Below are 25,791 nucleotides of genomic sequence, written 5' to 3' on the forward strand. Positions count from 1 at the left end.
CCTTGTATTTGCACAGACGCTTAAATATTTCGATCAAATCTCTCCTCACTTGATTATAGATCTCTTTCCGTCTATACTTCGGGGTGAACACGATATGGTATTTGCACATCCACTTCGTGTGAGCTAAACTATAGCTCTTGTTTGCCATCTAAGACCATTCCTTTCTTTTATTGAGCCTGAACATCTCAATTTTATGGGAATGGTCTAGTTGGTCAAACCTTCGTTCCTCCACCCGCATAGCGGGTGGTTTTTTGTTTCGCACGCTTCGCGAGCTCAACTGGCTAAAGCCATAATAAAAAGGGCGCGATCCCCGCGCCCCTTGCATTCTCTTTCTAAAACTTGATCACTCCGGTAGTATGCAGCAGCACGAGTACGACGAGTACCGGTGCGATATACCGAACCATAAACAGCCATAACCGGAACCAACCGGACTTGAGCCCCGCGGCTTCCGCAGCCTTTTTCCAAAAGTACCCTACAAAGAGGGTCGTAATCAAGCCGCCGATTGGCAGCAAAATGTTCGAGGTAATGAAATCAAGCCAGTCGAAGAAGTTCTTCCCGCCCATGTCTGACAAAGCCGGTACGATCCCAAAGGACAAGACGGAAGGCAGCCCGATCAACAGAACCAACACACTGATGATCGTTACGGATTTTCCGCGGCCCCATCCCCAACGGTCCATCACGTAAGTCACCGGCACTTCCAGCAAGGATACCGAGGAAGTCAAGGCTGCAATCGCCAGCAGGACGAAGAACAACCCGCCGAAGAAGGCGCCAAACGGCATCGCCGAGAATGCAGCCGGCAGCGCGATGAAGACCAAAGACGGCCCGGCATTCGACTCTAAGCCAAAAGATGCGGTTGTTGGGAAGATGATCAAGCCTGCAATAAACGCATAGATCAAGTCCCCAGCCCCGATCGCCAGCGTAGCCGTGCCCAGGGATTGGCGCTTGTCCACGTAAGCCCCGTAAGTGAGCAAAATCCCCATCCCCAGCGATAACGAGAAGAAGGCATGTCCCAGCGCAACCAAAGCCGCCTCCGGACTCAGCTTCGAGAAATCCGGTTGAAGGAAGAAGGAAACGCCCTCCCCGGCTCCCGGCAAGGTTAATGCTCGAATCATCAAAATGATCAGAAGGACGACGAGCCCCGGGATCAGCACCTTGTTGAATTTTTCAATCCCGCCGGAGATCCCTTTCCCTACCACGATGGCGGTAATCAGCACAGCCGCCACCTGCCATACGAGCGGCATGAAGCCTTGGATGAACGAACCAAATTTCCCGCTATAGTCCGAATCGACATACAAACTTCCGCTGAAGGATTGAACCGCATAATGGAGCGTCCAGCCCGCAACGATGACATAGAAGCTCAAAATAAGAAAGGGAGCGATAACTTGCAGCAGCCCAAGACGGCCAAACACTTTAGGACCGCCGGCTTTTACAAAGGACGTGGATGCACTTCCGCGCCCTGAGCGCCCAATGGCCAGCTCCGCTAACAACAGAGGCAAGCCGATCAGGATCAAACAGATAATGAAGATCAGGAAGAAGGCAGCTCCCCCGTTTTGGCCTGTAATGTAAGGGAACTTCCACATGTTGCCGAGACCAACGGAACTGCCGATCGCGGCCAAAATAAATCCGGCAGAAGAGAATCGATCACTCCGCCCCTCGCCGAGCTGAGTTTGCTTAGTATTCATAACAACCCCCATATATTTTTATATTTCTCTATTATAATGAAAAAGGCTGTGGGTAGGGATATGAAATTTTTCCTTTATTTCATAACTTTCTCTCGATATTGTCCCGGTGTAATCTGTTCAAACCTCTTAAACAGCCGAATAAAATAGGACGGTTGTAACCCCACCTGCTCCGCAATTTCATTCACTTTCATATCGGAGTCACTGAGCAGCTCCTTCGCCTTCTCAATCCGGAGAGCCGTTACATAATCGATGAAATTCATGCCGGTTACCTGTTTGAACAAGCGGCTCAGCGTATAAGGCGTTGTATTAAAATGATGCGCGCACGCTTCGAGCGAAATCCCTTCGGCGAACTGATCCTTCAGCATTGCCGTCACCTGTTCGATGAGCGGCTTCGCTCGGGCCGTCTGATCCTCGCTTAACTTCTGGGCATACGGAAGGATAATTTTTTGCTGAAAAAAACGGACGATCTGCTCCGGCTCCCGAATTTGACTCAATTGCTCAAAGAGATTATCTCCTTCGTACAACTGATGAGGTTGGTAGCCGGTCTCCAATAACGTATGCATGATACTTCCCAGCACCTGCATGACGCCTTCCTTCAATAGCTTCTCTTTGCGCGAACGCACGACCAGCTCAGAGATAATGGCCTCGATCCGCTGCATCGCCTGCTCGCATTGTCCCATCCGCAACGCTTGAAGCAGCTCCTTCTCCAAAGCGAAGGGATAATGAACCTCTTGCGGCGTATAGGGCAGAATCTCCTCCAGATCAAGCACCTGGCATTGTTCCTTCAGGTCCCGATACAGAATCGCGTTCTGAAGAAACGGCAGCATGTCCGGAATATCCTTGATCTCGGTGGTTAACCGCCCAATGCAGATCGTCGTTTGCATCTTTAGCAGCGAACTGATCGTGCGGACTAAATCCTCGGCCAGGCTGAACAGCTCTTCTTTGACATGCATTTTTCTGGTTTCGGACGGATAGGAAAGCAGGATTCCCACGGTGAGGTCATGGAAATTGATGATTTCCGCTTGAATCCCCCGGATTCGCACCATTTCTTGCGCGATATTGGCTGCAGCAAAGGAGATCAGGTATTCATCGTTCTCCATAAATCGGTTATCGGCCTTGGACACCCCCGTAACCCGCGCCAGCATAAGTCCAAACCATTGCGATTCCGAGGACCAGCCAAAGGTCTGTAACCTTGCGCGGATCTCCGGCTCCTTCAGCGAGTACACATGCCCTTGCACCAACTGCATCATAAAGGCGGCCCGCAGCGAAGGATACGCTTGCTTCAGCTTCGTCTCCAAGGCTTTGCGTTCTTCGCTCAAATGGGTCCACTGATTGGCGATATAGTCCAATTCATCCCCTACTTCCGGCCCGGGGTCCGGCTTCTGCATTTTGACCAAACGAACCAACCGGCGGATCGGACGGTAGAGCCGATGCGAAGCCATCCAGGAGAGCAGGCAAGCCACGATCAGCCCGACGGCTCCCATCCCCATTATAATTCGGGAGATAATCACAATCGGCGCGGTGAGTTGCGACAGTTGCATCGTGGTGACGTATCTCCAAGGTTCACCTAAGCGGGAATACTCCCCGTACGAAATTAAATAGGATTTATCCTTCCATTGAAAAAGATAAGAGCCGGTCTCCTCCTTCCGCTGCATGACGCTCTCCTGCACGGCAAGCTCCAACTCCGCATTTTTCCGGTTCAGGGACGACGGGGAGACCAGCAGCGAGCCATCCTTGCCCATCAAAAAGGAAGCGCCTTCATTATCAACCGACATGCCTTCCACCATTTGCACCAGCTTCGACTGATCCAAATAAAAAATCAATGCCCCGTAAGGTTTACCGATACTTGGCAGCTTGTGGACAAGCGCCACATAAGGACCTGTCCCTTTCCCATTGACCTTCGTTAAGTCGAACTGCCAAAACTCCGATCTGCCTTGCTGCAGCAGACCGTGAAATTGCTTCTGTTGCTGGATATCGGTCAGCGGAACGATCCCCTCGATATCCGATACGATCACCGGCTGCTGCCGGTCTAAATATAAATAGACTTGGTCGATTAAAGGATAGGCTCCTTTCATAACCCCCAAAAAACGATACAGACTATGCGTTACGTTAAATTCGTCTACTAAATCAATCTCTCCAAGCCTTCCGTCCAGTCGGCTGTCCAAGGACCACTGGGTCGCAGCCAGCTCCAGTTGAGCTAAACTGTCATTCATTCGATCAATCGTCTTCACTAGTAAGGCATCATGATGGCGCGTGATTTCATTCTCCATATAGGCCCGGCCGGCGATATAGAATGTAATCCCAATAATCACGGTGGGCAGGCTGGTGACACATAACACCAAAAATAAGCTTCTGCGAAAAAAATGGCTCTTCTTCATACATCCCCGCCTTTCCGTAGTTTCCATTGGTCTTCCCTATCTTACTATAGATGGAAACGAGGAAAATCCCCCGAAAACCATATTTTTGCTCTCGGGGGCTGGGTCATTATTCACTTTTTGTTCGTTGCTGATAAGCTTCGTTCATCTCTTCGGTAATTTTGAGCAAATCCGGATCTGCCTTCAATTTCTCCACGTAGTCATCCCAAGCGCTGATCGGTTCTTTCCCCATAATGACTTTGGTCTTCATATCTTGAATTTTCTTGCGCAGCTCCGTCCCGACTAAGGTGCTGGTCTCCGAGTACAGTCCGACTGCCGGATCGCCCATGCTGATTTTCGCTTTCTCATCGATAATCTTCTTGTTCCGTTCCAGAACATCCAGCGGCATTCCTGTTCGGTAAGCCCGGAGGTAGGGATCATACTTCAAGAAAATTTGTCCCAGCGCCTGCTGAGCGACAATATCCTTCTGGGCTTGCGGCGTTGCTAATTTAATCCCGTTCTCCTCGGTATAGTGTACATCCTTGAAGCCGAAGTTCGCCAAGTCGCTGCCTTCCTGACTAGCTCCATAATCCATCAGCTTCAGCAACTGCTTCATTTTGTCTTCAGGGACGGTTTTGGGGATCGCAAACATCCCGAAAAATCCGCTGTCTTTATTGGAGTACCCGTTCAACGAAACCAAAGGCAGGAAATCGGCTTCGGGAATCGTTTTGCGCAGCTCTTCCGTGGGCTCCCAAGCGGCCTCCACCGTATCCTGGAACCCGCCGCCGCGATTGGATTTGAGCAAGTCCTTGGACTGCGTATTCTTTAACACGGCAAAATCTTCCGGAATCAGCTTCTCAACATAAGCCCGATTCAGCCAAACCAGACTCTCTCTGACTTCAGGCAACAGATTCACGTTTACCAGCTTGCCGTCGATCAGCTTCCAGTCGCCATTCACTTTCGTAAAGCTGTTCTGCAGCTGACCAAAGTTGGCCATCCCGTTCTGATCCACAAATCCGATATACCCGATCGTATCCTTCTTCCCATTGCCGTCCGGGTCTTGCTCAACGAAGGCTTTCAGCACTTCATAGAGCTCGTCGGTCGTCGTTGGAACGTCCAGCTTCAGCTTATCCAGCCAGTCCTTGCGCAGGTAAGTGAATCCTCCGCCATCGGTCGGACGCGGACGCGGGATGCCGTAGTTCTTTCCATCGGCCTGCTTCGTGTTCTCCCAGGACTCCTTGGGGTACAGCATTAAGTTCGGGTAATCCTGAAGATACGGGGTGAGATCCCAGAAGGCCCCTTGCGCCACCATCCCCCGCACCTGCGCATTAAACGGGTCATCCAGCAGGATGAGATCCGGAATATCGCCGGAAGCCAGCGTGACGTTCACTTTATCCCCGTAGTTATTGGGAGAGACCCAAGTGATATTTAACCTGGTATTGGTCCGCTTCTCGAATTCTTTGACAACCACGTTATCCGGTCCCGGAGGCTCCGGCGTGTAATACATGGTCATAATGCTGACCTCCAGCGGCTTGGTCAAGCCCTCGGAACCGCTGGATCCCGACTTCGTGCCGGATGAACAAGCGGATAGCAGCAGACTCACGAGCAAGGTGACGCTTAGCAAGACGAAACTCTTTTTCTTCATGACGTTATTGACCTCCCTATTCGAATAAATAGATAAGACTATTCTTTGACCGAACCTACCATAGCTCCCTTGGCAAAATGCTTCTGCAGGAAGGGATACACGAGCAGAATCGGAACGGTCGCAATCACCACGGCAGCCATTTTCAGCGTCTCCGGCGGTATTCGTTGCTCGGACATCATTTCGGCAGCAACAGAACCCCCGGCAGCGGTTGACGCATCGATGAGCATGTTTTGCAGCAACACTTGGAGCGGCTGCTTGGAGAATTCGTTAATATAAAGAAGCGCGGTAAAGAAGGTGTTCCAGTAGGCCACGGCATAAAACAAGCCAAATGCAGCCAGCGAAGGCAGTGACAAGGGGAGAATGACGCGATACCACACGCTGACATCATTGCAGCCGTCAATTCGGGCCGCCTCCTCCAGACTGGTTGGGATGCTGTCAAAAAATCCTTTCATCAAGAGGACGTACCACCCATTGGTCAGCACCGGGAGAATCAGGGACCAAATACTATTGATCAGGTGCAGGTCGCGGACCAGCAAATACGGCGGTATGATACCGGGATTAAACAACGTGGTCAGCAAGATCAGCAGCATGATGATTTTTCGCCCCAGCAAGCGCTTACGAGAAATCGCATAAGCCAAGCAAGAAGTAATGAGCAGGCTTAACGCCGTGCCAACCAGTGCGAGAAAAACGCTGTTCCCGGTAGCGTTGAGGAAGGCATTAGTGGACATGAGATACTTATAAGAATCCAGACTCCACGCTTTGGGAAACAGTTGAAGTTCGCTGGATCGGTATGCGGACGGTTCCGTAAACGAAACGACAAACACATAGTACAACGGAAAAAATGTGATCAGGCTGATGATGCCAAGCAGGATCGCATTGACGGCTTGGAATATCCGATCACGGCTGCGATAACTCATCTCGTTAGTACACCCCTTCCTCGCCAAACTTCTTAGCCAATTTGTTCGTGCCGATCACAAGAATTAATCCAACCATCGACTTAAATAAACCAACGGCGGTACTGTAGCTAAATTGTCCCTGCTTCACACCTAAACGGTATACGTACGTATCGAAGACGTCAGCCACCTCTGAGACAGCCCCATTCATCATGAGGAACACTTGCTCGAAGCCGACATCCATAATGTGACCCATTCGTAGAATCAGCAAAATGACAATAACCGAGCGAATGCCAGGCAGCGTAACGTTCCACATTTGCCGGAATCGGCCTGCCCCATCGATTTTGGCCGCCTCATAGAGCTGCGGATCAATGCTGGCCATCGCCGCTAAGAAGATAATCGTGCCCCACCCGGCATCCTTCCAAATGGATTGAGCGGTAAGCATGGCCCAGAAATAATTTTTATTGGTCAGAAAATCGATCTTCTCAAAGCCTAAACTCACCAACATCTGATTCACCGCTCCGTCTCCCGTTGAGAACAAGATGAAGGTAATCCCTACAATAATGACCCAGGATAAGAAATGCGGCAGATACACGATGGATTGCACAATTTTCTTGTATGCCTGTTGCCTCACTTCATTAAGCATTAAGGAGAGCAGGATGGGCAGCGGAAAAAAGAAGATCAGCGACAACGTATTAATCGCGAGCGTATTTCGAAACAACATAAAGAAATCAGGATTGGAGAAAAAGCGTCGGAAATGCTCCAGTCCCACCCAAGGACTGGCCAGCACTCCCTGATAAGGCGAATAGTTCTGAAATGAGATGATGATTCCCCACATCGGAACGTATTTGAAGATCAGAAAGTACAGCAGGCCCGGTAAGGCTAATACATACAGGAATTTATCCCGCATCAGGATTTTTCCCATTTGTCGCAGCCGATGACTGCGGGCCCTGGTTACAGACGTTGTCTGTTTTGTAATCGGTTCCAAGGAGGAAGCCATGTTTCCCTCTCCTTTCCCTTTGAAGTTCGATGTAATCACTCTAAGATGCCCGTGAATTTCCAGCAATCGCTTATTTTTGCAGGCAGGCAGAATAAAGGAAATTCGGGAGGGGCCGCACATTTCCTGGAATTGATTTTTCTTGCAAGGCGGTTGATCAAAAAAAAGACGCTGAACTGATCAGCGTCAAGTAGTTATTTATTTCAAGTTCATGTTTACTTCCTAGCCGTATATTTGCATCGCTTAGCTAGGATGCATCCTCCGCCCGTTCCAACAAGCCCATTTGGAGACAGGTGGTCGCTGATAAAGCTTTTTCCCCCTCCTCAAATCGGATATGAACTCGTTCCCCATTCACTTGCAGAATGGTTCCCTTTCCGAAAGCCCGGTGGACGATAGATTCCCCTTCCCTTAGCTCAGCCAGCCTTCGGATGGCATTGGGGTTGTCCTGCGCTGGAACAGGGATGGAGGGCGAAGTCGCAGACGAAGGCGCGCCCGCTTGGGGTGGAAGTTGGATGTACCTCACGTAGGCCACGAACCTCGACTCCGTCACCTCTGCCCCATCCCGTTTCTTGTAAGTCAGAAGCTCCAGATGTTTCTTCGCCCGGGTCATCCCCACATAAAATAGCCGGGTCGCCTCCTCCATCATGTCCGTGTTCTCCTTATCCGCCTTAGACGGAATGATCCCTTCCACTAGGTCGATCATATACACGCGCTCGAACTCTAAGCCCTTGGAGCTGTGCATCGTCGAGAACGTGACCGCATTTTGCCCTCGCTTGGTTCTCGCCGTTCGCAAGATCGACTCCAAGTATTTCAATCTGGCGGCGAATTCCTCCATGGTCGCCAATTCCGCCGCGATTTCCTCCAGCGTGTTCAAGATCCCCAAGAGATATTCCATACGGAATCCCTTCCACTCGCAAATCTTCTCCAGGGCTTTCTCATAACCCAGTCGATCGCGGATCACCCGAATCGCATGCAGCGGCGGCATCCCTTTCATTTCCTGAAACGTCTCCTTGCACATCTGCAGCTGCTTCACCTGATAATCCTTAAGCGGGACCCGGTTCAACAGATTATCAAAGACGGATTCCTCATTTCGAATCTTGAGCAGCGCCGCCATCTGCTCCTTGCTGATATATCCATTAAATTTCAGATGGATCTTCTCCAGAATATCGGGACGTTTATCCGTGAACGTCATCCGCATGAAATTCAAGATATCCTCGACAACCCAATGGGAGAAAAAGCGGTTATCCGCATCCTTCATATAAAAAGGAATGCCCGCACGATCAAACTCGTTCATTAACGCGATGGATGAGGAATTGTTCCGATACAGGATCGCCACCTCGGCAAAGTTCTTGATCTGCTGAATCTCGTTCACCAGATATTTAACCTGATCGCTGTAATCATCCAGATGGCGTATCTCAATTGGCTTATGCGGGGGATTTTCGGTGAACATCTTTTTCGGATATCGGTCTTGATTGCGCTGAATCAATGTGTTGGCGACGTTCACGATCTCTGGGGTAGAGCGATAATTTTGCTCCATAAACAAGATCAACGCCTCCGGATAGACCTGCTTGAAGTTCAGCAAATATGCAGGATCGGCCCCTCGCCAGCTATACAAGCTTTGATCATCGTCGGCAACGACGCATAGGTTACGATGCTGTTGCACCAGCTTCTCGATAATCGCATGCTGCACCCTGGACGTATCCTGGCTTTCATCTGTGAGGACATAATCATAACGCCTCTGGTACCTGCGGAGCACCCCTTCATTCTCCGCCAGGATGCGTTCGCAAACCACCAGCATGTCGTCATAATCAAGCAGCAATGAATGGGTGCCGGATTGCTTGAAGTGCTCGTACTCCCGCAACATCTGCTCGGCATGGGGCACCTCCACTTTAACCGCGGACCATTGCTCGGAGGGGATCATTTTATTTTTGATATAGCTAATGTAGGTCGTCAGCTCGTCCAGCTGGTCATCTGTGATATTCTCTCCGGTGATCGCTTTATAGAGATTCCGCAATATGATCTTCTTATGTAACGGAAGTTGCTCCGAACCGCTGGCTTCTTGCTGAGCGGCGTCGACATCGCCTTCGATGATCTGGAACGACGTCTGGGTCGCACGAAAATGCTCCCGCACCACCTCGAAGGCCAAGCTATGAATCGTGGAGAAATCAACCGGTGTCAGCTCTGGGAAGAAGGTGTTAAACCGCTCCTTCATATCGTGCGCTGAAGCGCGGCTAAACGTTACTGCCTTGATCCTTCTGGGAGAAACTCCCCTCTCCTCGATCAGATACCCGATCCGCATAATGATCGTTGTGGTCTTCCCCGATCCCGGTGAAGCTAACAAAAGCAAGGGTCCCTCTGTTTGAAGGACCGCTTGCTTCTGGATTTCATTTAATTCAACACCTAATTCTTCTTTCTTGCGAAGGAAGAAGGAACTTGTTTTATTCATGATGACTGCCCTTTCGAATGTTCCGATTGCATTACCTACTATAACGCAATTTTGCTAGAATGGCACCACCTAGTCATCTTGATTAAGATGCATGTGCGGTTGATGGTTCACTCAGGGATGCGATGGTATTTTCCAAGGTTCGCGGTGTAGAGCTATAAAAAAACAGCTGTTCGAATCCCTCACTTGGGCTTTGCGAACAGCTGTTTAGTATTCTCTTCCTCAAGGGATTCCCCTCAAGAAAGACGATGTTTCAGTCCCATTATGCCTCCTCAGCCGATGCTGGGCTTAAGAACAGTATTCTTTTTCTTATGAGGCAAGAAGATGATAAACACAAGCGATACAATCGTGAAGACAACGGACCACATAAAGGTATGGTTAAACGCTGTGTTCAGCGCTGAGACATCGTGAACGGGTTGGCTGTTGATTTGATTCTGCAAGATGACGGCAAAGACCGAAGCCCCAAACGCACCCCCAATTTGCTGAAGAATCCGGGTTGCGCTGCTGGCATGCGGTACCAATTCCTTCGATAACCCCTCATAGGCGGTGGCCATGATCGGAAGCATCAAACCCCCAAGTCCTCCGCCGCGGACAATCAGGGAAATGGCCAGCATCAGTTCACTGGTATCGGCTGAACTCATGGCAAAAGGTAAAGTTCCAAGCAGCGTCAGAATAGTACCGCCGAGAACCACCCATCGGGAGCCGATGGTATCCGTCAGCTTCCCTGCCAAGGAGCGGGTCATTAACATCCCAAGGCCTTGAGGAATCAACAGCAACCCTGAAGCAAGCACGCTGTGACCGCGAACCTGTTGATAATACAGCGGCAATAACAACATGCCGGCATAGGAAGAAAGCCCTGAGATAAACAACAGACAGGCAGATGCAGAGAACGTTGTGCTCTTAAAGATTCGCAGATCGACGATCGGATGATCGGTTTTTCTGAGTACATACCAGCAGAAGACGATCAAAAACAACAGTCCAATCGCGATAGGAACAAGAACCGGACTTTTAAAGAAACCATGCTCCGAGCTGACTTTCGTAAGTCCATAAATCATCAGCACGAGCGCCGGAGACACCAGAGTTAAACCTAGTAAGTCCAGCTTCTGCGGATGATTTGCGACATCATCTTTGGGCAATCCCTTTAGAGATAAGAACAGGGCAATCAAGCACACCGGAATATTAACATAGAAAATCCAACGCCAATCTAGATTATGGATAATTACCCCGCCCAATACGGGACCAAGAATCGGCCCGATCAGAACCGGCAACCCCACAATCGCCATAACCCGGCCTAAGTTCTGCCCGCCTGCTGCGCGGACAATCATCGTCTGCATGATCGGCATCATCAAACCGCCGCCCAAGCCTTGAATGACGCGAAAAGCAATGAGGCTTCCCACATTCCAAGACAAGCCGCACAATACAGAACCGACAAGAAACAAACTTAAAGCCAAATTCCACATATTTTTACCGCCATAACGATCAACCAACCAGCCGGAAATGGGAATAACCAAGCTAATCGCGAGCAAATAACTCGTCATCACCCACTGGATCGATGTAACTGGAGCATGCAGTACATTGCCAAGGGTATCGATGGCGACGTTCATTATGGTAGTATCGAATAAAGGGGCAAGCATCCCCACCAGCAGAATCCATGCCACTTTCATGACAGCTGGATCGATTTTCATTTTTGATGGTGATGCTGCAAGTTCGCCTGGTTTACTCACGTGTATCACTCCTTATCCATTTAGAAACCAAACGTTTCTTATTCGGATTCATCATACTACAATTGAATAAGAAACGCAACGTATTTTATTGGAGGTTTGTATTATGAATAAAATCAATGAAGGAGAAGGATCAACGCGAAGACGAGGAGCTGAATTGGAGGGGGCGATTCTTCAAGCCGCGTGGGACGAATTGATGGAAATTGGCTTTCATCACCTTACGATTGAAGGAGTTGCCGCTCGGGCTCAAACCAGCAAACCTGTCATTTATCGTCGTTGGCCGAATCGGGAAGAGCTTGTCTTAGCTGCGATTCTGAACCATTTGCCGACGGTTTCAGTCCCGGATACCGGGAATTTGCGCAGCGATGTCCTCCTCTTGCTGAATGAGTTAAATGAGATGCTGCAGCAAATTGGCCCCAAAACGATTCACGGCCTGATGTCCGTAGTATCTGACATTCCTTTCTCCGATATTCTCAATTTTCGAAGAACGAATACGATGACCGTTATTTTGGACCGAGCCATAGAAAGAGGGGAAATTCGTCCGGAGAAGGTTACGCCGCGCATTACCAGGCTGCCTGTAGATCTTGTGAGACATGAACTGCTAATTACGTTGGAACCCGTTTCTATGAAGACCATTGAGGAGATCGTGGATGAGATTTTTTTGCCGCTGCTGAAATGAGAAGTGAACAGACGAAGACGCCCCTTCACCCTGAATTCGACTAGTGATGTGGGGCGTCATTTTTTATTGACCTTTAGTTTGGAGAACCATGCCCAGCGGCAGCCGAACCGTAAAAATCGAACCCACTCCAAGCTCACTGTCCACCTCAATCGTCCCCTCGCACAAATCGATAATGCGCTTGACAATGGTTAATCCCAATCCGTTGCCTGTCATGGAGCGGGACGAATCGCCTTGGTAAAACTTATCAAACATGCGCCGCATCGTCTCTTCATCCATCCCGCGGCCATTATCTTCAAGCCGGAAGATCGCTTGCTGCCCCCTCCGCTGAAGCGTAATTTTCAGCTTTCCGCCACTTTCCGTAAATTTGATCGCATTGTCGAGAAGGTTGATCCACACTTGCTGAAGCAGGTTTTTATTGCCGTGAATCGTGACATCGTCCAATGTGATATCCAGCTGAAGCGATTTCGCGTTCCACTTTGGCTCCAGCATCAGAACGGCAAGTCGGATCTGTTCATCCAGCCGATAGCTCGTCTTTTCGCTCAAAATTTCAATGTTCTCCACCTTGGACAAGTTGAGAATGCTGGTAGACAGCTCCACGAGTCGTTCGGATTCCTGAATGATGCGATCCAGATAATCCTGCTTGTCTTCTTCGCTGAGATTTCCCTGCTTCAGCAACTTGGCGAAGCCGCTGATGGAGACGATCGGCGTTTTAAACTCATGGGAGAAATTCCGCACGAAGTCGCTTCGCAGCGTTTCGATTCCTTTTAACTCCTGCACCATCTTGTTAAAACTGACGGCAAGCTCGTCTAGTTCAAAAACGACGCTCCCCTTCACCGTCGCATGGGCTGAAAAATCCCCTTTGGCCACCTTCGCGGTAGCCTCCATCATATCGCGAATCGGCTTGACGGATCGTCTGCTTAACAACGCGGCAATGACAACGCCCATAAAAATGCTGATGTAGATCAGGACGTAAATGCCGCGATAGGAATTCGGCTGATTCAGGTCAATCCAGCCTGCGCGGTTCAGCAAGAAGGCAAGCAAGCCAGCAGATGTAATCGACAGCACCATGACGAGAAAGACCCAGGCGACTAATGTCACGGCTAGGGTGATTTTTTTCGGCAAAAACTGTTGGATCAAGTTCATCCCCTCTTCACCGCTTTGTATCCCAAACCGCGCACCGTCACGATCTCAAAATCGGGACTGTCTCTAAATTTGTCGCGCAGCCGGTTGATATGAACGTTCAGTGTATGATCATCCGTTTCCGTATCTGGCCCCCAAATCTCCTCAAGCAGCTGCAATCGCGTAAAAATTTTATTCGGATAACTAAGCAGCTTAAACAGAAGGTAAAATTCTTTCTGCGGCAAAGAGATTTGTTGATCTCCCCTTGTCACAGTGAGTGCGTTGTAATCCAATACCGTTTCCCCGACAACTAGCCTGCGCTCGTTCGCGATCTGTGCGCGACGCAACAGCGCTTTGATTCGGAACAGCAGTTCCTGCTCGTCGAAGGGCTTAGTCATATAATCATCGGTTCCGACAAGGAAGCCATTGTGCTTAAACTTGATATCATGGGCCGCAGTCACCATCAGGATCGGAATGTTGTCCCCCGCACTACGTAAATCCTCACATAATTGGTATCCGTCCATCTCCGGCATCATCAAGTCTAGTACAACCAAATCGAAGTGACGTTCCTCCATCAGGTTAAGTGCCTCGATCCCATTTCCGGCCACATGCGAGTTGTAGCCCCCGCGTTGAAGCACGGCGCAGATCAGTCGCTGCGTATTGACGTCATCTTCGACCACCAAGATATCAAACACAGGATCTCCCCCTTTTTTCTACTGAATATACTCCCCAAAAATAAACCGAAAATCAACAACTCGGCGCCCTGGGTTGAGGTTCAGTTGAGATTCGTCGTTTAAAGTACAAGCTGTGCTCAGGTGAAACACCAAATCGTGTTTTCTCTAAATTTTAAAGTAAAGGGTGGTTAGAGAAATGAGTAATGGAAGAAGAGGCGGCACCAACGCCATCCAATTGGATAATGTCAGCAAGAGCTTCGGCGATTTTCATGCGGTTCGCAACCTTTCGCTTGAAGTACACAGAGGGGAAATTATGGGCTTCCTCGGTTTGAATGGAGCTGGCAAAACAACAACAATTAAGATGCTCCTGTCGCTGCTCAAGCCTACCTCCGGCAGCATCTATATGTTGGGCAGCAAGGTGGACTCCGGTAACTATAAGCTTTGGAGCCACGTTGGTTACTTGGAGGAAGCTTCTTATTATCCGGATCTTACCGTGGTGGAAAATCTGGAGATCGCCCGAAGAATGCACCGGATCTCCGACCGAGGGGCCGTTGACCGCGTCATTAAGAAGCTGGATTTAGAAATTCACCGTAAGAAGAAAGCCAAAAACCTGTCTCTAGGGAACAGACAACGCCTAGGGTTAGCAAAAGCGATTATTCATAACCCAGAGGTTTTGATATTGGACGAGCCGGTCAACGGGCTGGATCCAGCCAGTGTCGTGGAAATCCGGGAGTTGTTACTTGACCTTTCCCGCAACGAGGGCGTCACGATCTTCCTCTCCAGCCATCTCTTGGAGGAGCTGTCTAAGCTGGTTGACAGTGTGGCGATCATGCACAAAGGGCAACTTGTCCAGAACATGAATATCGATCAACTGGAGCGTTCGGTGGAGAAGAAACTGGTTGTGGGCGGACGAGATATCGATGCCATTCGACATATTCTCGCCGAGAATGGGTACACGTTCAAAGATACTGAGGATGAACGGCTGGAGCTGACTGAAGAGCGTGCCTTGGGGAATCCAGAACAACTGGCAGACCTGTTAGTACGTGCAAGCCAACCGCCAACCCATCTCAGCGTAGTCACTGAAAATCTGGAAAGTTACTTTTTACGGACCATTCGTACAGCAGGGGGGAACGCTTGATGTTACTTTCTTTTATTCATAACGAGCTGCTTAAAGTATGGAAGTCTATCGTATTTTGGGTCGTAGCTGTCGTCTTTATCGCCATGCCTTTATTGATTGGGCTCTTCAAGGAGCCCGGCGTTTCTTGGGACATGTACTATACGGATATCTTTGACTCCATCGCCTCGCTGCTGGTGGTTGGGTTCTCCTTCACCTCAGCATGGGTGTTTGGACGAGAATACACCGATAAAACCATTAAAGATTTGATCGTAAAGCCTATTCCCAAATCGTATAGCGTGCTGTCGAAATTCATCGTGATTACGATCTGGAATATATTGATCGCCCTTTTCACTTTTGCCCTAATTACGATCGCCGGATCTTTCATTGGGGTGAATGGCAGTTCCGGTTCCTCCATCCTTCAGTTCTTCGGGACGTTCATGCTTACATCCGTGCTTATTATGGCTGTCAGCTCAACCAGTGCTTTAATCGCCAATATCACGAAAGGGTATCTCGCCCCGATTGGGCTGATCTTCGTAATCATCATCGCATCCAATGCGGTTGTTCAGCTCGGCCTCGGCCCGTACTTCCCATGGACTATTCCGGTTCTTCTGACGAAGGGTGTAGATATCGGCTTCATCAGCTACAGCATTCTCGTCCTCACGGCGATCGTGGGCTTCGCCGGAACCGTGGCTTGGTGGAGATTTGCAGAGCATAAGTAAATCAGGGAAATACACAGTTATACAAAAACAGGTCGACTATGGTGGCGTTCTGCCCATAGTTGACCTGTTTTGCTTATGTTTACTTTATTCGCTGGCCATTTGCTGAGTAAACTCGTCCAGCATCTTCCGCACTTCATCGGTTGATGAGGTGCTCATCAGTTGATTTCTTAGTTCACTTGCCCCGCGGAATCCTTTGACGTACACCTTGAAGAAACGTTGCAGCGCCTTAAACGGACGCGCCTCCAATTGATTGGAATACTGATCATGGAGATCCAAATGCAACCGCAGCAGATCCAGATATTCGGTCGTGCTGTGCTCTCTTGGCTCTTTTTCAAAGGCAAACGGGTTCTTAAAGATCCCTCTCCCAATCATAATCCCGTCTACCCCATACTGCTCAGCCAGCTTCAAGCCGGTTTGCCGGTCGGGAATATCGCCATTAATCGTGAGCAGGGTCTGTGGTGCGATTTGATCGCGCAGCGCCTTAATTTCCGGGATCAGCTCCCAGTGGGCTGCAACTTGGCTCATTTCTTCTCGGGTGCGCAGGTGGATCGACAGATTAACAATGTCTTGCTTCAGAATATGGGTTAACCACTCCCGCCATTCCTCCACCTCGTTGAAACCCAGTCGCGTCTTCACACTTACTGGCAAGCCCCCGGCTTTGGCGGCCTGGATCACTTCAGCGGCCACCGAGGGTCGGAGAATTAAGCCGCTCCCCTTCCCATTCGTCGCCACATTCGGCACCGGGCATCCCATATTGATATCGATCCCCTGGAAGCCTTGCTCCGCCATGCCCATACTCATCTTGGCAAAAAACTCCGGCTTATCGCCCCAAATATGCGCCACCATCGGCTGCTCGTCCTCCGTAAAAAGCAACCGTCCGCGGACGCTATGGTTCCCTTCCGGGTGACAATAGCTCTCCGTATTGGCAAACTCCGTGAAGAAGACATCCGGTCTGCCCGCCTGACTCACGACATGACGAAACACCACATGCGTCACATCTTCCATCGGTGCAAGTATAAAAAAAGGTCGCGGTAAATCACGCCAAAAATTCCGGTTCACTTCAACCTCAAATCCTCTCGTTATAATACCTAATCTATTATAAAGGCTGCCTCGCTCTTAAGCATCCCCATTTTCTTCAAGTGATCATGCATGCGAAGTCCAGATACCGGGCGCATGAGGTTGAGATTTCTCGTTCATATTAAGATCGTTATAACATTCACAAATCCCAGAGGAGTAGATACACAATGAAAAGATGGTTACCGGTTCATCGCGGATATCCTGACAGAAGGCATTGTGAAGCAGTTTCCGGAGAAGTTCTAAAGGTTACATCTAAAAATCGCGGGATTGAAGCTGGATCAGCTTGGATCCCGCGATTTTTTGTCACAATAGAATGCTCCCCCTTTCGCATCCACTCGATATAGATTAAAATATAATTAATGAAACCTTGTTTTATCTGGTGAAACAATACTGATGAGAGGTGAAACGAAATGCCTATCGATTTTCATGACCCGAACAACCGACTGACTTATACGACAAGAGAGGCAGATGCATCTTGGAGTTCTTTCCTCAGCTCGATTGTTGATGTATCCAACAAACGGGTTGCCGACATAGGATGCGGCGGCGGAATTTATACGAAGGCGCTCATTCAAATGGGAGCTTCCCATGTCGTAGGTGTAGATTTCTCAGAGGAAATGCTGAAGGCTGCGGCAAATCACTGTAAGGACCTCCCCCATGCCGCTTTTCATCAAGGTGAGGCTTCTCAAACAGGTCTTCCCTCCAACGCGTTCGACGTCGTATTGGAAAGAGCCCTAATTCACCACCTAGACGATTTGGAACCATGCTTTAGAGAAGCCGTTCGCCTGCTAGATGACGGCGGCATGCTGATCGTTCAGGATCGAACGCCTGAAGATTGCCTGCTGCCTGGGGATGAACATCATCTTCGAGGATATTTTTTCGAGCGTTTCCCTTCGTTGAAGGAGAAAGAAGTCGGCCGCAGACATGAGGATGGTCAGGTGCGTAAGGCATTGGAAGCGGCAGGCCTCCAGCTCGTTCATAGTACTAGACTTTGGGAAACCCGGCGCAAGTATACGCATTTGGAAGAGTTAAGTGAGGACTTGATGCAAAGAACCGGACGCTCGATTTTGCATGAACTTACGGATGAAGAATTGCAAGCATTGGTTTCTTTTATCACGGGTAAGCTCGAAGCTGCCCCGCTTCCCATTCAAGAAAAGGACGCTTGGACGGTCTGGATCGCGAAGAAGGCGTGATTCGATCAGAACCCCTTAGCTCATGTCCCTCCACGACAATTTTAAAGATTTCTTTAACTTTCGAAATTTGTCGAATGAATCATGATAAAGTAGGAAGATCAATAACATTTATCACACTTCCTAGGAGGGACAAACGATGGGCAATAAGGTTGCCGGATTCTTGATGGGAGTACTGCTGTGCGTAGGTTCTGTCATTTACTCTGCCGATAGCGTAACAGCTGCCGAGAAGACTTCAGCCGATTTTTCGGACCTGAAAGATCTGGATGATGCCACAAAAGCCAAATTTGACGAACTCATCTCCGCTGGTATTTTCGACGGCGTGGGTGAAGGCACATTTGGTCTCAAAGATGAGATGAACCGTGCGCAATTTGCTAAGGTTGCCGCGTTGATTTTCAATTTGAAAGTAGATAAGGATCTTAAGACATCCTCATTTTCTGACGTCAATGCGGATGATCCTGCAAATGGATATGCAGTACCATTTATAGAGGCAGTAAAAGCCGCAGGGATTACGGATGGTGTTGCAGATGGTGTCTACGATCCGGCAGGTAAGGTTACCAAGGAACAGTTAGCTACTTTCCTGATTCGCGGGCTGGGTAAGGACGCCGATGCCAGGGCAACACCTGGTGTGGATGATCATACCGTTTCCGAATGGGCAAAGGGGTATGTCGCCAAAGCGCTTGAACTTAAATTAATGTCTAATGGTGCCGACGGGAAGTTCGGTGGGCAATCTCATGCGACACGCGATCTGCTCGTGTTAGGCGCATACGAAGCCCAGCAGCAATATACAGAAGCAAAGAGACAAGAGGAAGAGCAGAAGAAGAAGGAAGAAGAAGAGAAGAAAAAGGAAGAGGAACTAAAGAAACAGGAAGAAGAAAAGAAACAACAACAAACCGTGCCATCTTCGCCTTCTGGTCCACAACCGGATTCCTCTTCCCCTCCAGTTATTCAGCCGCCAGTACAATCTACCGTTGCGACTCCAACGGCATCTCCATCCGGCGGCGAGGTGACTTCGGGAACGCAAGTTACTTTGACTTCAGCAACGGCTACTGCTGCAGTGTACTATACGTTGGATGGGAGTGAACCAACGACATCCAGCACGATGTATGTAGGGCCAATTACGATTACAAACAACACAACGATCAAGGCGATCGCTGTGAAGTCGGGATTGAAAAACAGTTCGGTTGCGAGTTTCGTATACACGGTCACTGTTTCTAGCAAATCATCGCTAGACTTGATTAATGAAGCAGCAGCATCCGGGGATTGGACCGGAATTGATGAATCGACCTTTGCGGATGCGGGGATTACGGGAGTTACATCTGAGAATGTATATGGCATCCAAGGGATATTGCAAGACTATGATTACCCTTCAAGTGCACTTCCGAAAACATTAAATGAGATTCAAACAATTGTTACAGAAACGATAAATATCAATGCCATCAATAATTACTTCGCATACGGCACCGGAAATGAACCTGACAAGCAAACTTTTGAAAATGCTGGTTTAAAAGGAGTAACCGATCAGAACTTGGCGGGGATCATAAGCTACCTTCAATCGAAATATCTAGGAGCAGGCGGTGGGTCTGGAGGCGGTGCTGGTGATATTGGCGGCGGTTACCCAGGCGGCGGCTTCCCTGGTGGTGGATTCCCTGGCGGTGGATCCCCAGGCGGCGGTTCCAGTGCACCATTATACTCTGGCTCCTCTAAACAAGATATCCAAGCTGCAATTGACGAATATTTGGATAGCCTATAAACTCAAAAGCGGCGCAAGGGAATATCCCTTCGCCGCTATTTTTACTACGCCCCTCTAGCAACCAGCATATACCCGATCCCACGAACCGTCACAATGCGCTCCGGATTGGCGGGATCAGCCTCAATTTTTTTGCGTAAGTTACTGATGTGTACAGCGACCGTCCGCGTATCCTCCAGGCTATCCGTTCCCCAGATCACCTGAAACAGCGCATCCACACTGACGGCGCGATTCACGTTTTGCGCCATGAAGGATAGCAAACCAAACTCTTTTTTCGATAAAAAGATGGTTTCCCTCCCCAAAATGACGGACTGAGCGTAGAAATCAAGCGTCAATCCTGGCAGCTCCAGCAGTTGTTCCTTTCTCCCTGTCGACGCCCTGCGAAGATGAGCCTTGACTTTAGCCATAAGGACTCCGGGGCTAAACGGTTTGGTGACATAATCGTCGCCTCCATAGGACAAGGCGTCAATTTTCACCTCGTCATCCTCACGGCTGCTCAGAAACACAATCGGTGCATTCGTGTAGTTACGTGCGTTTATACACCAAGCGATCCCATTTTCATTTGCCAACAAGACATCCAGTAGAATTAAATCCGGCTCGAACGTCACTAGTAACTTCATCGCTTCCGTCCCGCTATAGCTGCAGGCACATCGAAAACCTTCCCGTTCGCAATATATCTGTACAATCTCGCAGATGTTGGGATCATCATCGACGACCATAATTTTATGTGTATGAACCACGCCCTCACCCCTCTTCTCGACGAATACAAGGAATCGATATGTAAAATGCCGCTCCCGTCTTTCCGTCACTCTCCGCTCTTACTGTCCCGCCATGCACTTGTACAATTTCCCGGCAAATCGCCAGCCCAAGCCCGCTGCCCTCTACCCTCTTCTCGGCACCAGGTTGTTCATACCGGTAATGGCGTTCAAAGATATGTTCGAGGTGTTCCGGTGGTATCCCGGTTCCCGTGTCTTCTACGCAAATATTGGCATAACGGCGATCCTTCACTTCGTTCACAGCTAACGCAATCCGCACGGCCCCGCCGCTCGCAGTAAATTTCATGGCATTCGACACGATATTAAATAACGCCTGATCCAATCTTTGCATATCTATCTCGGCCACTAACGACTCGCTCCCCGGATCTTCCGAATCCCCTAGATCCAATACGAACTCCAACCCTGTGTCGCGTACAACCAGCTCATATTGATCATAGAACTGGCGCAGGAATTGAGCCACAGGAATTGGCTCCATTTGGAACATCACTTGTCCCGTCTCCAAATGCGATAAATAGGACAATTCCTCAATCATACGGTTCACCCGAATCGTGTTATCCCGGATATACCTCAAATACTGTTCGTTGCGTTCCGGCTTAACCCCATCCTGCACCGCTTCGACATATCCTAGCATGCTGGACAGCGGTAACCGCAGATCATGGGTAATATAAGACAGCAACTTCTTCCTTCCCTGCTCGGAGAGAAGCAGCCGATCATAGGAAATTCGCAGATTATCATGAGCTACAGATAAGGCATGGGTTCGTTCCTGGACTGTCTGTTCCAAGTTCATATTCATTTCCGTCAGCTTGTCGTTCGCCTCCTGTAATTCCCGGGCAATTCTTTCTTCGTTCGTGGCTGTTTTCGTAAATCTCGAGGAGAGCAAAAACATCTGTGCGACCGTAAAGATCAAGAGACCCAGCGGAGAAGTATTCCCGATGGAGGACCATTCGTTAAAATATAAAAAATCATTGATGACCGTAACCAGAGTAACCATCGAAGCCAGCAGGAAGATCAGCGCTCCCTCCTTGCGCTGCACTGCCGATTGGACAAGTCCAACCATCAGATACAGCATATGCAGAACAACGACCACACCGATTACCGACAATAAATGGGTATAAATTATCGCAGGAGCTGCCACAACAATCAGGCAGAGCAGACCCGTTACGATCCGCGAGCCAAGACGAAACCAACGCGACACATAATTTGCAAAAATGCTAATATAGTACCGCGTAATGATATACCCGCTGCTGCAGAGCGTCAGGTACTCGATTTTGAACTGGATCTCCCATGGAAAATTCGGCCATAATTGAGTAAGCAAGAGCTCACCGACCAACAAGGAACGGATGCCTAACAACAAGGCAAACAGCCCGAAAAACAGAGGCGCCCTGTCTTTGCGTCGCAAGATGAATAACAACAAATGATAAAGTCCGATGACCATCAGGCTTGCGGTGATAAAGATCTCCCCCGCGATTTTCAGGTGAGTCCTAACCGTAAGCACATCACTGCCGCCCAACTCGATAAACTTGGTGATGCCGCCCCGCTTATGATGGAAGTTGGAAACTTGGATCACCAGTTCTACGGTGTTATTTTCCGGATGGAAGTACACAAACTTCGTTGCCAGACGCGGTGTCATGCTGCTCTTGTCCTGACCGACGACCCCCACCTCGGCCAGCGGTTCTCCGTTCACCCACAATTTATACGCGTGAAATATCGAGGGCATCTTTAGTGCAAGCCGCTCATGACGATCCTGCTCGCTAAGCTGGATCATCACCCGAAAGGTTGCAAAGCCTGTACCGCTTAACTGCTGACCATCTAGCCGATAACCTAGCCATGAGTTCGGGAGGTTGATCCAGCGGTTCGGATTTCCATCGCTTGCTATGCGATCATGTATGTCATTAGGCGACAGCAGCTCATGCCAATAAAACTCCCATTCCCCTTGTAGCTTTATCGGACGCTCACTCACTTGAACTTGGGATAAATCCAATGTCCCCTTGTCACTTTGGATTTCTGTGGAGTTCGAGGCGGAGATGACGGCATAGCATGTCACCAAACCAACCATAATGGCCGCAGCGATATACAGGATAATTTTACGTGAACTGAATCGGAGCATCCCTCTCATGAACAAAACCGACTCCAATCTACAAATTACGACAAAAAATATTTGATTAAATCAATAATAACATCATCCTAGGAAAATGTACCTGAAAATCTCGATGGGGAATAAAAAAAGCAAGACCCACCCAAACCTAACGTTTAGGTGGATCTTGCAATCTTGCTGATCCTCTACTCCTTAATATCTGCCGCCATAGCTCTTATACTGAGCATAAACGGTATTAGCGTATTGGTCGGCCAGAATCGGGCGGCCATAGGAATCTGTAGCTCCTGGATACCAATAATCTCCCCCGTTATAATGCAGTAAGCCGCTGTAGATGCTGCCGAATCTAACAATCTTCTCATTCAAAATCAGTGAACCCATATATACCTGATCCTGCTCACTGCTGTGATTATAGGCATGCCCATATTTTGCACTAAATTGAGACAAATACGCATTCCGCGTGTTAGGTTCAACCTGCATCAATCCGTCACCGGCTGAAGGGCTGCCCGACAATCCATCCCCAAAGTAGCTTTCCTTCTTGATGACGGCACTGAGCAATAAGGCAAAATCCCCGCCTTTACCATAGGCATTGTCTGCATTCATGACATAGGTCCAGATGCGGCTTGGAACCTCCGCTGGCTTAGTTACTGTAGTAGGCGGGTTAGTTGGTGGATCGGATGGTGTAGTTCCTCCGCCGCCACCGCCGCCGCTGCTTAACGACCATAGAGCAGGAACAACTGGCGGTTCCCAACCAACAAGGGAAGTATGCGCTTGAATACAAGTATAAGTACTTCCGTTATAAGTTACAGTATCGTTGACGGCATAGGAAGTATTAGGAGCCCATGCTCCTCTGGAGGCTGCACTCGCTGGAAGAACTGCGAGAAATGTAGATAGGAATACGGCTAAAGCAACTAGAAGTGAAGCAGCTTTAATAGACACCTTTCTACGAATCATTTGGATACCTCCTAGTATTATAATTTGCGACTCACTCCGGATATGAGCCACAAACTTGTAACCGCTTTATATTCTATTTTTACATATATTAATTAATAAAAGAAATATATTACATTTCGATCATACAAAAGGATACAAATAATTCCAATAGTACTTAATGACTAAATAACTGATAAAAAACGATTCATAAAAACGCAACGTTAACTATACTTATTTCTTCTCAACTGGTAGTTGAATCTGTGAAAAATTCAAATAGGAAGTTATTGTTCATTCCAAGGCGCGCCCCCTACAATGGGGATACATGAAGGAGCGTGAATACAAGCATGAAGGAACAATTGGCGAGAAACATAAGTATCTACCGCAAAGAAAAGAGGCTGACGCAAGAAGAACTGGCGCAAATCCTCGGGGTTTCTTTTCAAGCCATATCCAAATGGGAAAATGCCCAGACAATGCCGGACATTTCGCTCTTACCTCTGTTATCCAAAACCCTGGAAGTCAGCATCGATAAACTTCTGGGCTATGCCTCGCAAGATAGACGGATTACGATTTATGAGGATGCGTATAAAACCCAAAAATATTATTGGGGGACTGTGCCGAATTCAGCCTGTTATCAGGTTCTTCAGCTTATGCCGCCAACGAAGCATTTGAAAGTGCTGGATGTGGGGTGCGGCGAAGGGAAAGATGCGGTTTTCTTTGCACGAAATGGATATGATGTCACAGCCTTTGATGTCTCGGATGCCGGGATTGAGAAAACGAGAAAACTTGCCGAGCAAGCCGGTGTTCGCGTAAATGTGTTTAAAGCAGACATTTTAGATTACCGTTTAGATACGCATTACGACATCATCTTTTCCAGCGGGGTGCTGCACTATATCAAACCGGAGTATCGTAAAGATATCTTTGAAAACTATAAGCAATTTACGAACGAAAACGGCCTGCACGTCTTGAACGTGTTTGTCCATAAACCGTTTATCGCCCCGCCCCCTGAGAAAGAGCCCAACGCCTACAAGTGGTACTCGGGTGAACTGCTCTCCCACTACCACAATTGGCTGATCAAAGACAGCTCAGAAGTTGTATTCGACTGCCATTCCTCAGGGATTCACCACAAACATGCCATGACGAAATTGATTGCCCAGAAGATGGGTTCCCTAGACTAGCGAAAAAGAGGGGCTTGCGGCCCCTCTTAACTGTGCTTATTTTACCCTTAAAGCTTGTTGCAGCAAAGTTGCAATCCCTCCAGCGACGAGCCCCCACAATGCATTTGTTAAGAGTACACTCACGATCGCAAACGGATTGGTGATTGGCCCTTGAAGCTGCCCTTCCAGAATGGGAGAGAGAATCGCACTAAGCAATATGGCATAGACTCCGTAGGTGATTCCTGTATACAGAAGCGTTTTGACAGGGTGTGCAACACGGGACAGAACGACGATCCCAATCCATAGGATCGAAATAAATACAGTAACCGAAATGCTCCCAAAAGGTTGCCCGATAGCTTCAAGTAAACCCAACATACTCATTAAAGGTCGAACCAGCGCCAACGAGGCTAGGGCAAGGACAAAAGGTATATTCACGTTCTTCATGATGGTTCAGCTGCTGCTAGACTAAAAAGTAGACATGGAGAACCGAGAATCGGGTAAAATGAATCTATCCAAATTCGAGGTGCTACCATGACGAAAAAATACGATAAAGAATTTAAACTGCAAACGATTCAGATGATCCAGGAAGAAGGGAAAGCGGTGGCGCAGGTCGCCCGCGAACTGGGGATCAGCGACAACACCCTGTATCGTTGGATGGCGGAATACAAGAAAGACGGCGCACAGGCCTTTCCAGGCAGTGGGCAACTGAAAGCCGACGATAAAGCAATGAGAGATCTTCAGAAACGCCTTCGTGATCTGGAAGAGGAGAACGACATCTT

The 25,791-nt window shown here is 48.9% G+C and carries 22 protein-coding genes; 7 read left to right on the forward strand and 15 right to left on the reverse strand.

The window, feature by feature from the left end; genetic code table 11:
- The 8 genes from M891_RS0118960 to M891_RS0118995 form a co-directional block, all read right to left on the reverse strand.
- The coding region (locus tag M891_RS0118960) for a transposase (RefSeq protein ID WP_028539919.1) at window positions 1-148 on the reverse strand (148 nt) is incomplete at its 3' end.
- A gap of 184 nt (window positions 149-332) precedes the next feature.
- A complete protein-coding gene (locus M891_RS0118965; RefSeq protein ID WP_084628934.1) occupies window positions 333-1,694 on the reverse strand; it encodes a sodium-dependent transporter in 1,362 nt (453 codons plus the stop codon).
- Window positions 1,695-1,756: 62 nt separating this feature from the next.
- Entirely contained in the window at window positions 1,757-4,060 is a 2,304-nt protein-coding gene (locus tag M891_RS0118970; RefSeq protein ID WP_028539921.1) for an AraC family transcriptional regulator, read from the reverse strand.
- Between the two features lie 106 nt (window positions 4,061-4,166).
- The gene (locus M891_RS0118975) at window positions 4,167-5,681 is read right to left on the reverse strand and encodes an extracellular solute-binding protein (protein ID WP_009225751.1); all 1,515 of its coding nucleotides are present in this window, start codon (window positions 5,679-5,681) and stop codon (window positions 4,167-4,169) included.
- 38 nt (window positions 5,682-5,719) lie between these two features.
- On the reverse strand, window positions 5,720-6,598 hold the full coding sequence (locus M891_RS0118980) for a carbohydrate ABC transporter permease (RefSeq protein ID WP_028539922.1): 879 nt from the start codon (window positions 6,596-6,598) through the stop codon (window positions 5,720-5,722).
- A 4-nt stretch (window positions 6,599-6,602) separates the two neighbouring features.
- A complete protein-coding gene (locus M891_RS0118985) occupies window positions 6,603-7,499 on the reverse strand; it encodes an ABC transporter permease (RefSeq protein ID WP_139817548.1) in 897 nt (298 codons plus the stop codon).
- Window positions 7,500-7,818: 319 nt separating this feature from the next.
- A complete protein-coding gene (locus tag M891_RS0118990) occupies window positions 7,819-10,017 on the reverse strand; it encodes an ATP-dependent helicase (protein ID WP_028539923.1) in 2,199 nt (732 codons plus the stop codon).
- 269 nt (window positions 10,018-10,286) lie between these two features.
- Window positions 10,287-11,738 carry an MDR family MFS transporter gene (locus M891_RS0118995; protein ID WP_028539924.1) on the reverse strand — a complete coding sequence of 484 codons (1,452 nt, stop codon included), beginning with the start codon at window positions 11,736-11,738 and terminating at the stop codon, window positions 10,287-10,289.
- A 103-nt stretch (window positions 11,739-11,841) separates the two neighbouring features.
- On the opposite strand from M891_RS0118995, the gene M891_RS0119000 reads away from it, so the two are divergent.
- Window positions 11,842-12,414: a TetR/AcrR family transcriptional regulator gene (locus M891_RS0119000; protein ID WP_009225746.1), complete on the forward strand. Its 573-nt coding sequence runs from the start codon at window positions 11,842-11,844 to the stop codon at window positions 12,412-12,414.
- Between the two features lie 63 nt (window positions 12,415-12,477).
- On the opposite strand, the gene M891_RS0119005 is transcribed toward M891_RS0119000, so the two are convergent.
- Window positions 12,478-13,557 carry a HAMP domain-containing sensor histidine kinase gene (locus tag M891_RS0119005; protein WP_016313384.1) on the reverse strand — a complete coding sequence of 360 codons (1,080 nt, stop codon included), beginning with the start codon at window positions 13,555-13,557 and terminating at the stop codon, window positions 12,478-12,480.
- The gene (locus tag M891_RS0119010) at window positions 13,554-14,228 is read right to left on the reverse strand and encodes a response regulator transcription factor (RefSeq protein ID WP_028539925.1); all 675 of its coding nucleotides are present in this window, start codon (window positions 14,226-14,228) and stop codon (window positions 13,554-13,556) included. Before M891_RS0119010 ends, M891_RS0119005 begins: the two co-directional genes overlap by 4 nt.
- Window positions 14,229-14,403: 175 nt before the next feature.
- On the opposite strand from M891_RS0119010, the gene M891_RS0119015 reads away from it, so the two are divergent.
- Window positions 14,404-15,345, forward strand: a complete 942-nt coding sequence (locus M891_RS0119015; protein ID WP_009225743.1) for an ABC transporter ATP-binding protein — start codon at window positions 14,404-14,406, stop codon at window positions 15,343-15,345.
- Window positions 15,345-16,043 (forward strand): ABC transporter permease, encoded by a 699-nt coding sequence (locus tag M891_RS0119020; protein ID WP_232228378.1) that lies wholly within the window; start codon window positions 15,345-15,347, stop codon window positions 16,041-16,043. The genes M891_RS0119015 and M891_RS0119020 overlap by 1 nt, the downstream gene beginning before the upstream one ends.
- Window positions 16,044-16,127: 84 nt before the next feature.
- Here the strand turns inward: M891_RS0119020 and M891_RS0119025 are convergent, their stop codons facing one another.
- Window positions 16,128-17,102, reverse strand: a complete 975-nt coding sequence (locus tag M891_RS0119025; protein WP_028539926.1) for a tRNA dihydrouridine synthase — start codon at window positions 17,100-17,102, stop codon at window positions 16,128-16,130.
- Between the two features lie 428 nt (window positions 17,103-17,530).
- On the opposite strand from M891_RS0119025, the gene M891_RS0119030 reads away from it, so the two are divergent.
- Entirely contained in the window at window positions 17,531-18,310 is a 780-nt protein-coding gene (locus M891_RS0119030) for a class I SAM-dependent methyltransferase (RefSeq protein ID WP_016313389.1), read from the forward strand.
- A gap of 136 nt (window positions 18,311-18,446) precedes the next feature.
- Window positions 18,447-20,060: a chitobiase/beta-hexosaminidase C-terminal domain-containing protein gene (locus M891_RS25605; RefSeq protein WP_051417113.1), complete on the forward strand. Its 1,614-nt coding sequence runs from the start codon at window positions 18,447-18,449 to the stop codon at window positions 20,058-20,060.
- Window positions 20,061-20,104: 44 nt separating this feature from the next.
- Here M891_RS25605 and M891_RS0119045 read toward each other — a convergent pair whose 3' ends face one another.
- The 3 genes from M891_RS0119045 to M891_RS0119055 form a co-directional block, all read right to left on the reverse strand.
- Window positions 20,105-20,797, reverse strand: coding sequence for a response regulator transcription factor (locus tag M891_RS0119045; protein ID WP_016313391.1), 693 nt, complete (start codon window positions 20,795-20,797; stop codon window positions 20,105-20,107).
- Window positions 20,798-20,801: 4 nt separating this feature from the next.
- Window positions 20,802-22,949: an ATP-binding protein gene (locus tag M891_RS0119050; RefSeq protein ID WP_036701050.1), complete on the reverse strand. Its 2,148-nt coding sequence runs from the start codon at window positions 22,947-22,949 to the stop codon at window positions 20,802-20,804.
- A gap of 171 nt (window positions 22,950-23,120) precedes the next feature.
- Window positions 23,121-23,879 carry a carbohydrate-binding protein gene (locus M891_RS0119055; protein WP_016313393.1) on the reverse strand — a complete coding sequence of 253 codons (759 nt, stop codon included), beginning with the start codon at window positions 23,877-23,879 and terminating at the stop codon, window positions 23,121-23,123.
- A gap of 323 nt (window positions 23,880-24,202) precedes the next feature.
- On the opposite strand from M891_RS0119055, the gene M891_RS0119060 reads away from it, so the two are divergent.
- Window positions 24,203-25,033, forward strand: coding sequence for a methyltransferase domain-containing protein (locus M891_RS0119060; protein ID WP_028539928.1), 831 nt, complete (start codon window positions 24,203-24,205; stop codon window positions 25,031-25,033).
- A gap of 36 nt (window positions 25,034-25,069) precedes the next feature.
- Here M891_RS0119060 and M891_RS0119065 read toward each other — a convergent pair whose 3' ends face one another.
- Window positions 25,070-25,456: a hypothetical protein gene (locus tag M891_RS0119065; protein ID WP_009225714.1), complete on the reverse strand. Its 387-nt coding sequence runs from the start codon at window positions 25,454-25,456 to the stop codon at window positions 25,070-25,072.
- An 87-nt stretch (window positions 25,457-25,543) separates the two neighbouring features.
- Here M891_RS0119065 and M891_RS0119070 point away from each other — a divergent pair.
- Window positions 25,544-25,791, forward strand: a 248-nt coding sequence (locus M891_RS0119070; RefSeq protein ID WP_028539929.1) for a transposase, incomplete at its 3' end; no start/stop codon positions are given.

This window comes from Paenibacillus sp. J14, from assembly GCF_000518465.1.
Taxonomy (GTDB): domain Bacteria; phylum Bacillota; class Bacilli; order Paenibacillales; family Paenibacillaceae; genus Fontibacillus; species Fontibacillus barengoltzii.

Excerpts from the sequence above, each read along its gene's own strand:
- M891_RS0118975 (WP_009225751.1), bottom strand. The coding sequence starts at position 5,681 with ATGAAGAAAAAGAGTTTCGTCTTGCTAAGCGTCACCTTGCTCGTGAGT.
- M891_RS0119005 (WP_016313384.1), bottom strand. The coding sequence starts at position 13,557 with ATGAACTTGATCCAACAGTTTTTGCCGAAAAAAATCACCCTAGCCGTG.
- M891_RS0118965 (WP_084628934.1), bottom strand. The coding sequence starts at position 1,694 with ATGGGGGTTGTTATGAATACTAAGCAAACTCAGCTCGGCGAGGGGCGG.
- M891_RS0119015 (WP_009225743.1), top strand. The coding sequence starts at position 14,404 with ATGAGTAATGGAAGAAGAGGCGGCACCAACGCCATCCAATTGGATAAT.
- M891_RS0119065 (WP_009225714.1), bottom strand. The coding sequence starts at position 25,456 with ATGAAGAACGTGAATATACCTTTTGTCCTTGCCCTAGCCTCGTTGGCG.
- M891_RS0119050 (WP_036701050.1), bottom strand. The coding sequence starts at position 22,949 with ATGAGAGGGATGCTCCGATTCAGTTCACGTAAAATTATCCTGTATATC.
- M891_RS0118970 (WP_028539921.1), bottom strand. The coding sequence starts at position 4,060 with ATGAAGAAGAGCCATTTTTTTCGCAGAAGCTTATTTTTGGTGTTATGT.
- M891_RS0118980 (WP_028539922.1), bottom strand. The coding sequence starts at position 6,598 with ATGAGTTATCGCAGCCGTGATCGGATATTCCAAGCCGTCAATGCGATC.
- M891_RS0119060 (WP_028539928.1), top strand. The coding sequence starts at position 24,203 with ATGAAGGAACAATTGGCGAGAAACATAAGTATCTACCGCAAAGAAAAG.
- M891_RS0119020 (WP_232228378.1), top strand. The coding sequence starts at position 15,345 with ATGTTACTTTCTTTTATTCATAACGAGCTGCTTAAAGTATGGAAGTCT.
- M891_RS0119055 (WP_016313393.1), bottom strand. The coding sequence starts at position 23,879 with ATGATTCGTAGAAAGGTGTCTATTAAAGCTGCTTCACTTCTAGTTGCT.
- M891_RS0119030 (WP_016313389.1), top strand. The coding sequence starts at position 17,531 with ATGCCTATCGATTTTCATGACCCGAACAACCGACTGACTTATACGACA.
- M891_RS0118985 (WP_139817548.1), bottom strand. The coding sequence starts at position 7,499 with ATGGGAAAAATCCTGATGCGGGATAAATTCCTGTATGTATTAGCCTTA.
- M891_RS0119000 (WP_009225746.1), top strand. The coding sequence starts at position 11,842 with ATGAATAAAATCAATGAAGGAGAAGGATCAACGCGAAGACGAGGAGCT.
- M891_RS25605 (WP_051417113.1), top strand. The coding sequence starts at position 18,447 with ATGGGCAATAAGGTTGCCGGATTCTTGATGGGAGTACTGCTGTGCGTA.
- M891_RS0118990 (WP_028539923.1), bottom strand. The coding sequence starts at position 10,017 with ATGAATAAAACAAGTTCCTTCTTCCTTCGCAAGAAAGAAGAATTAGGT.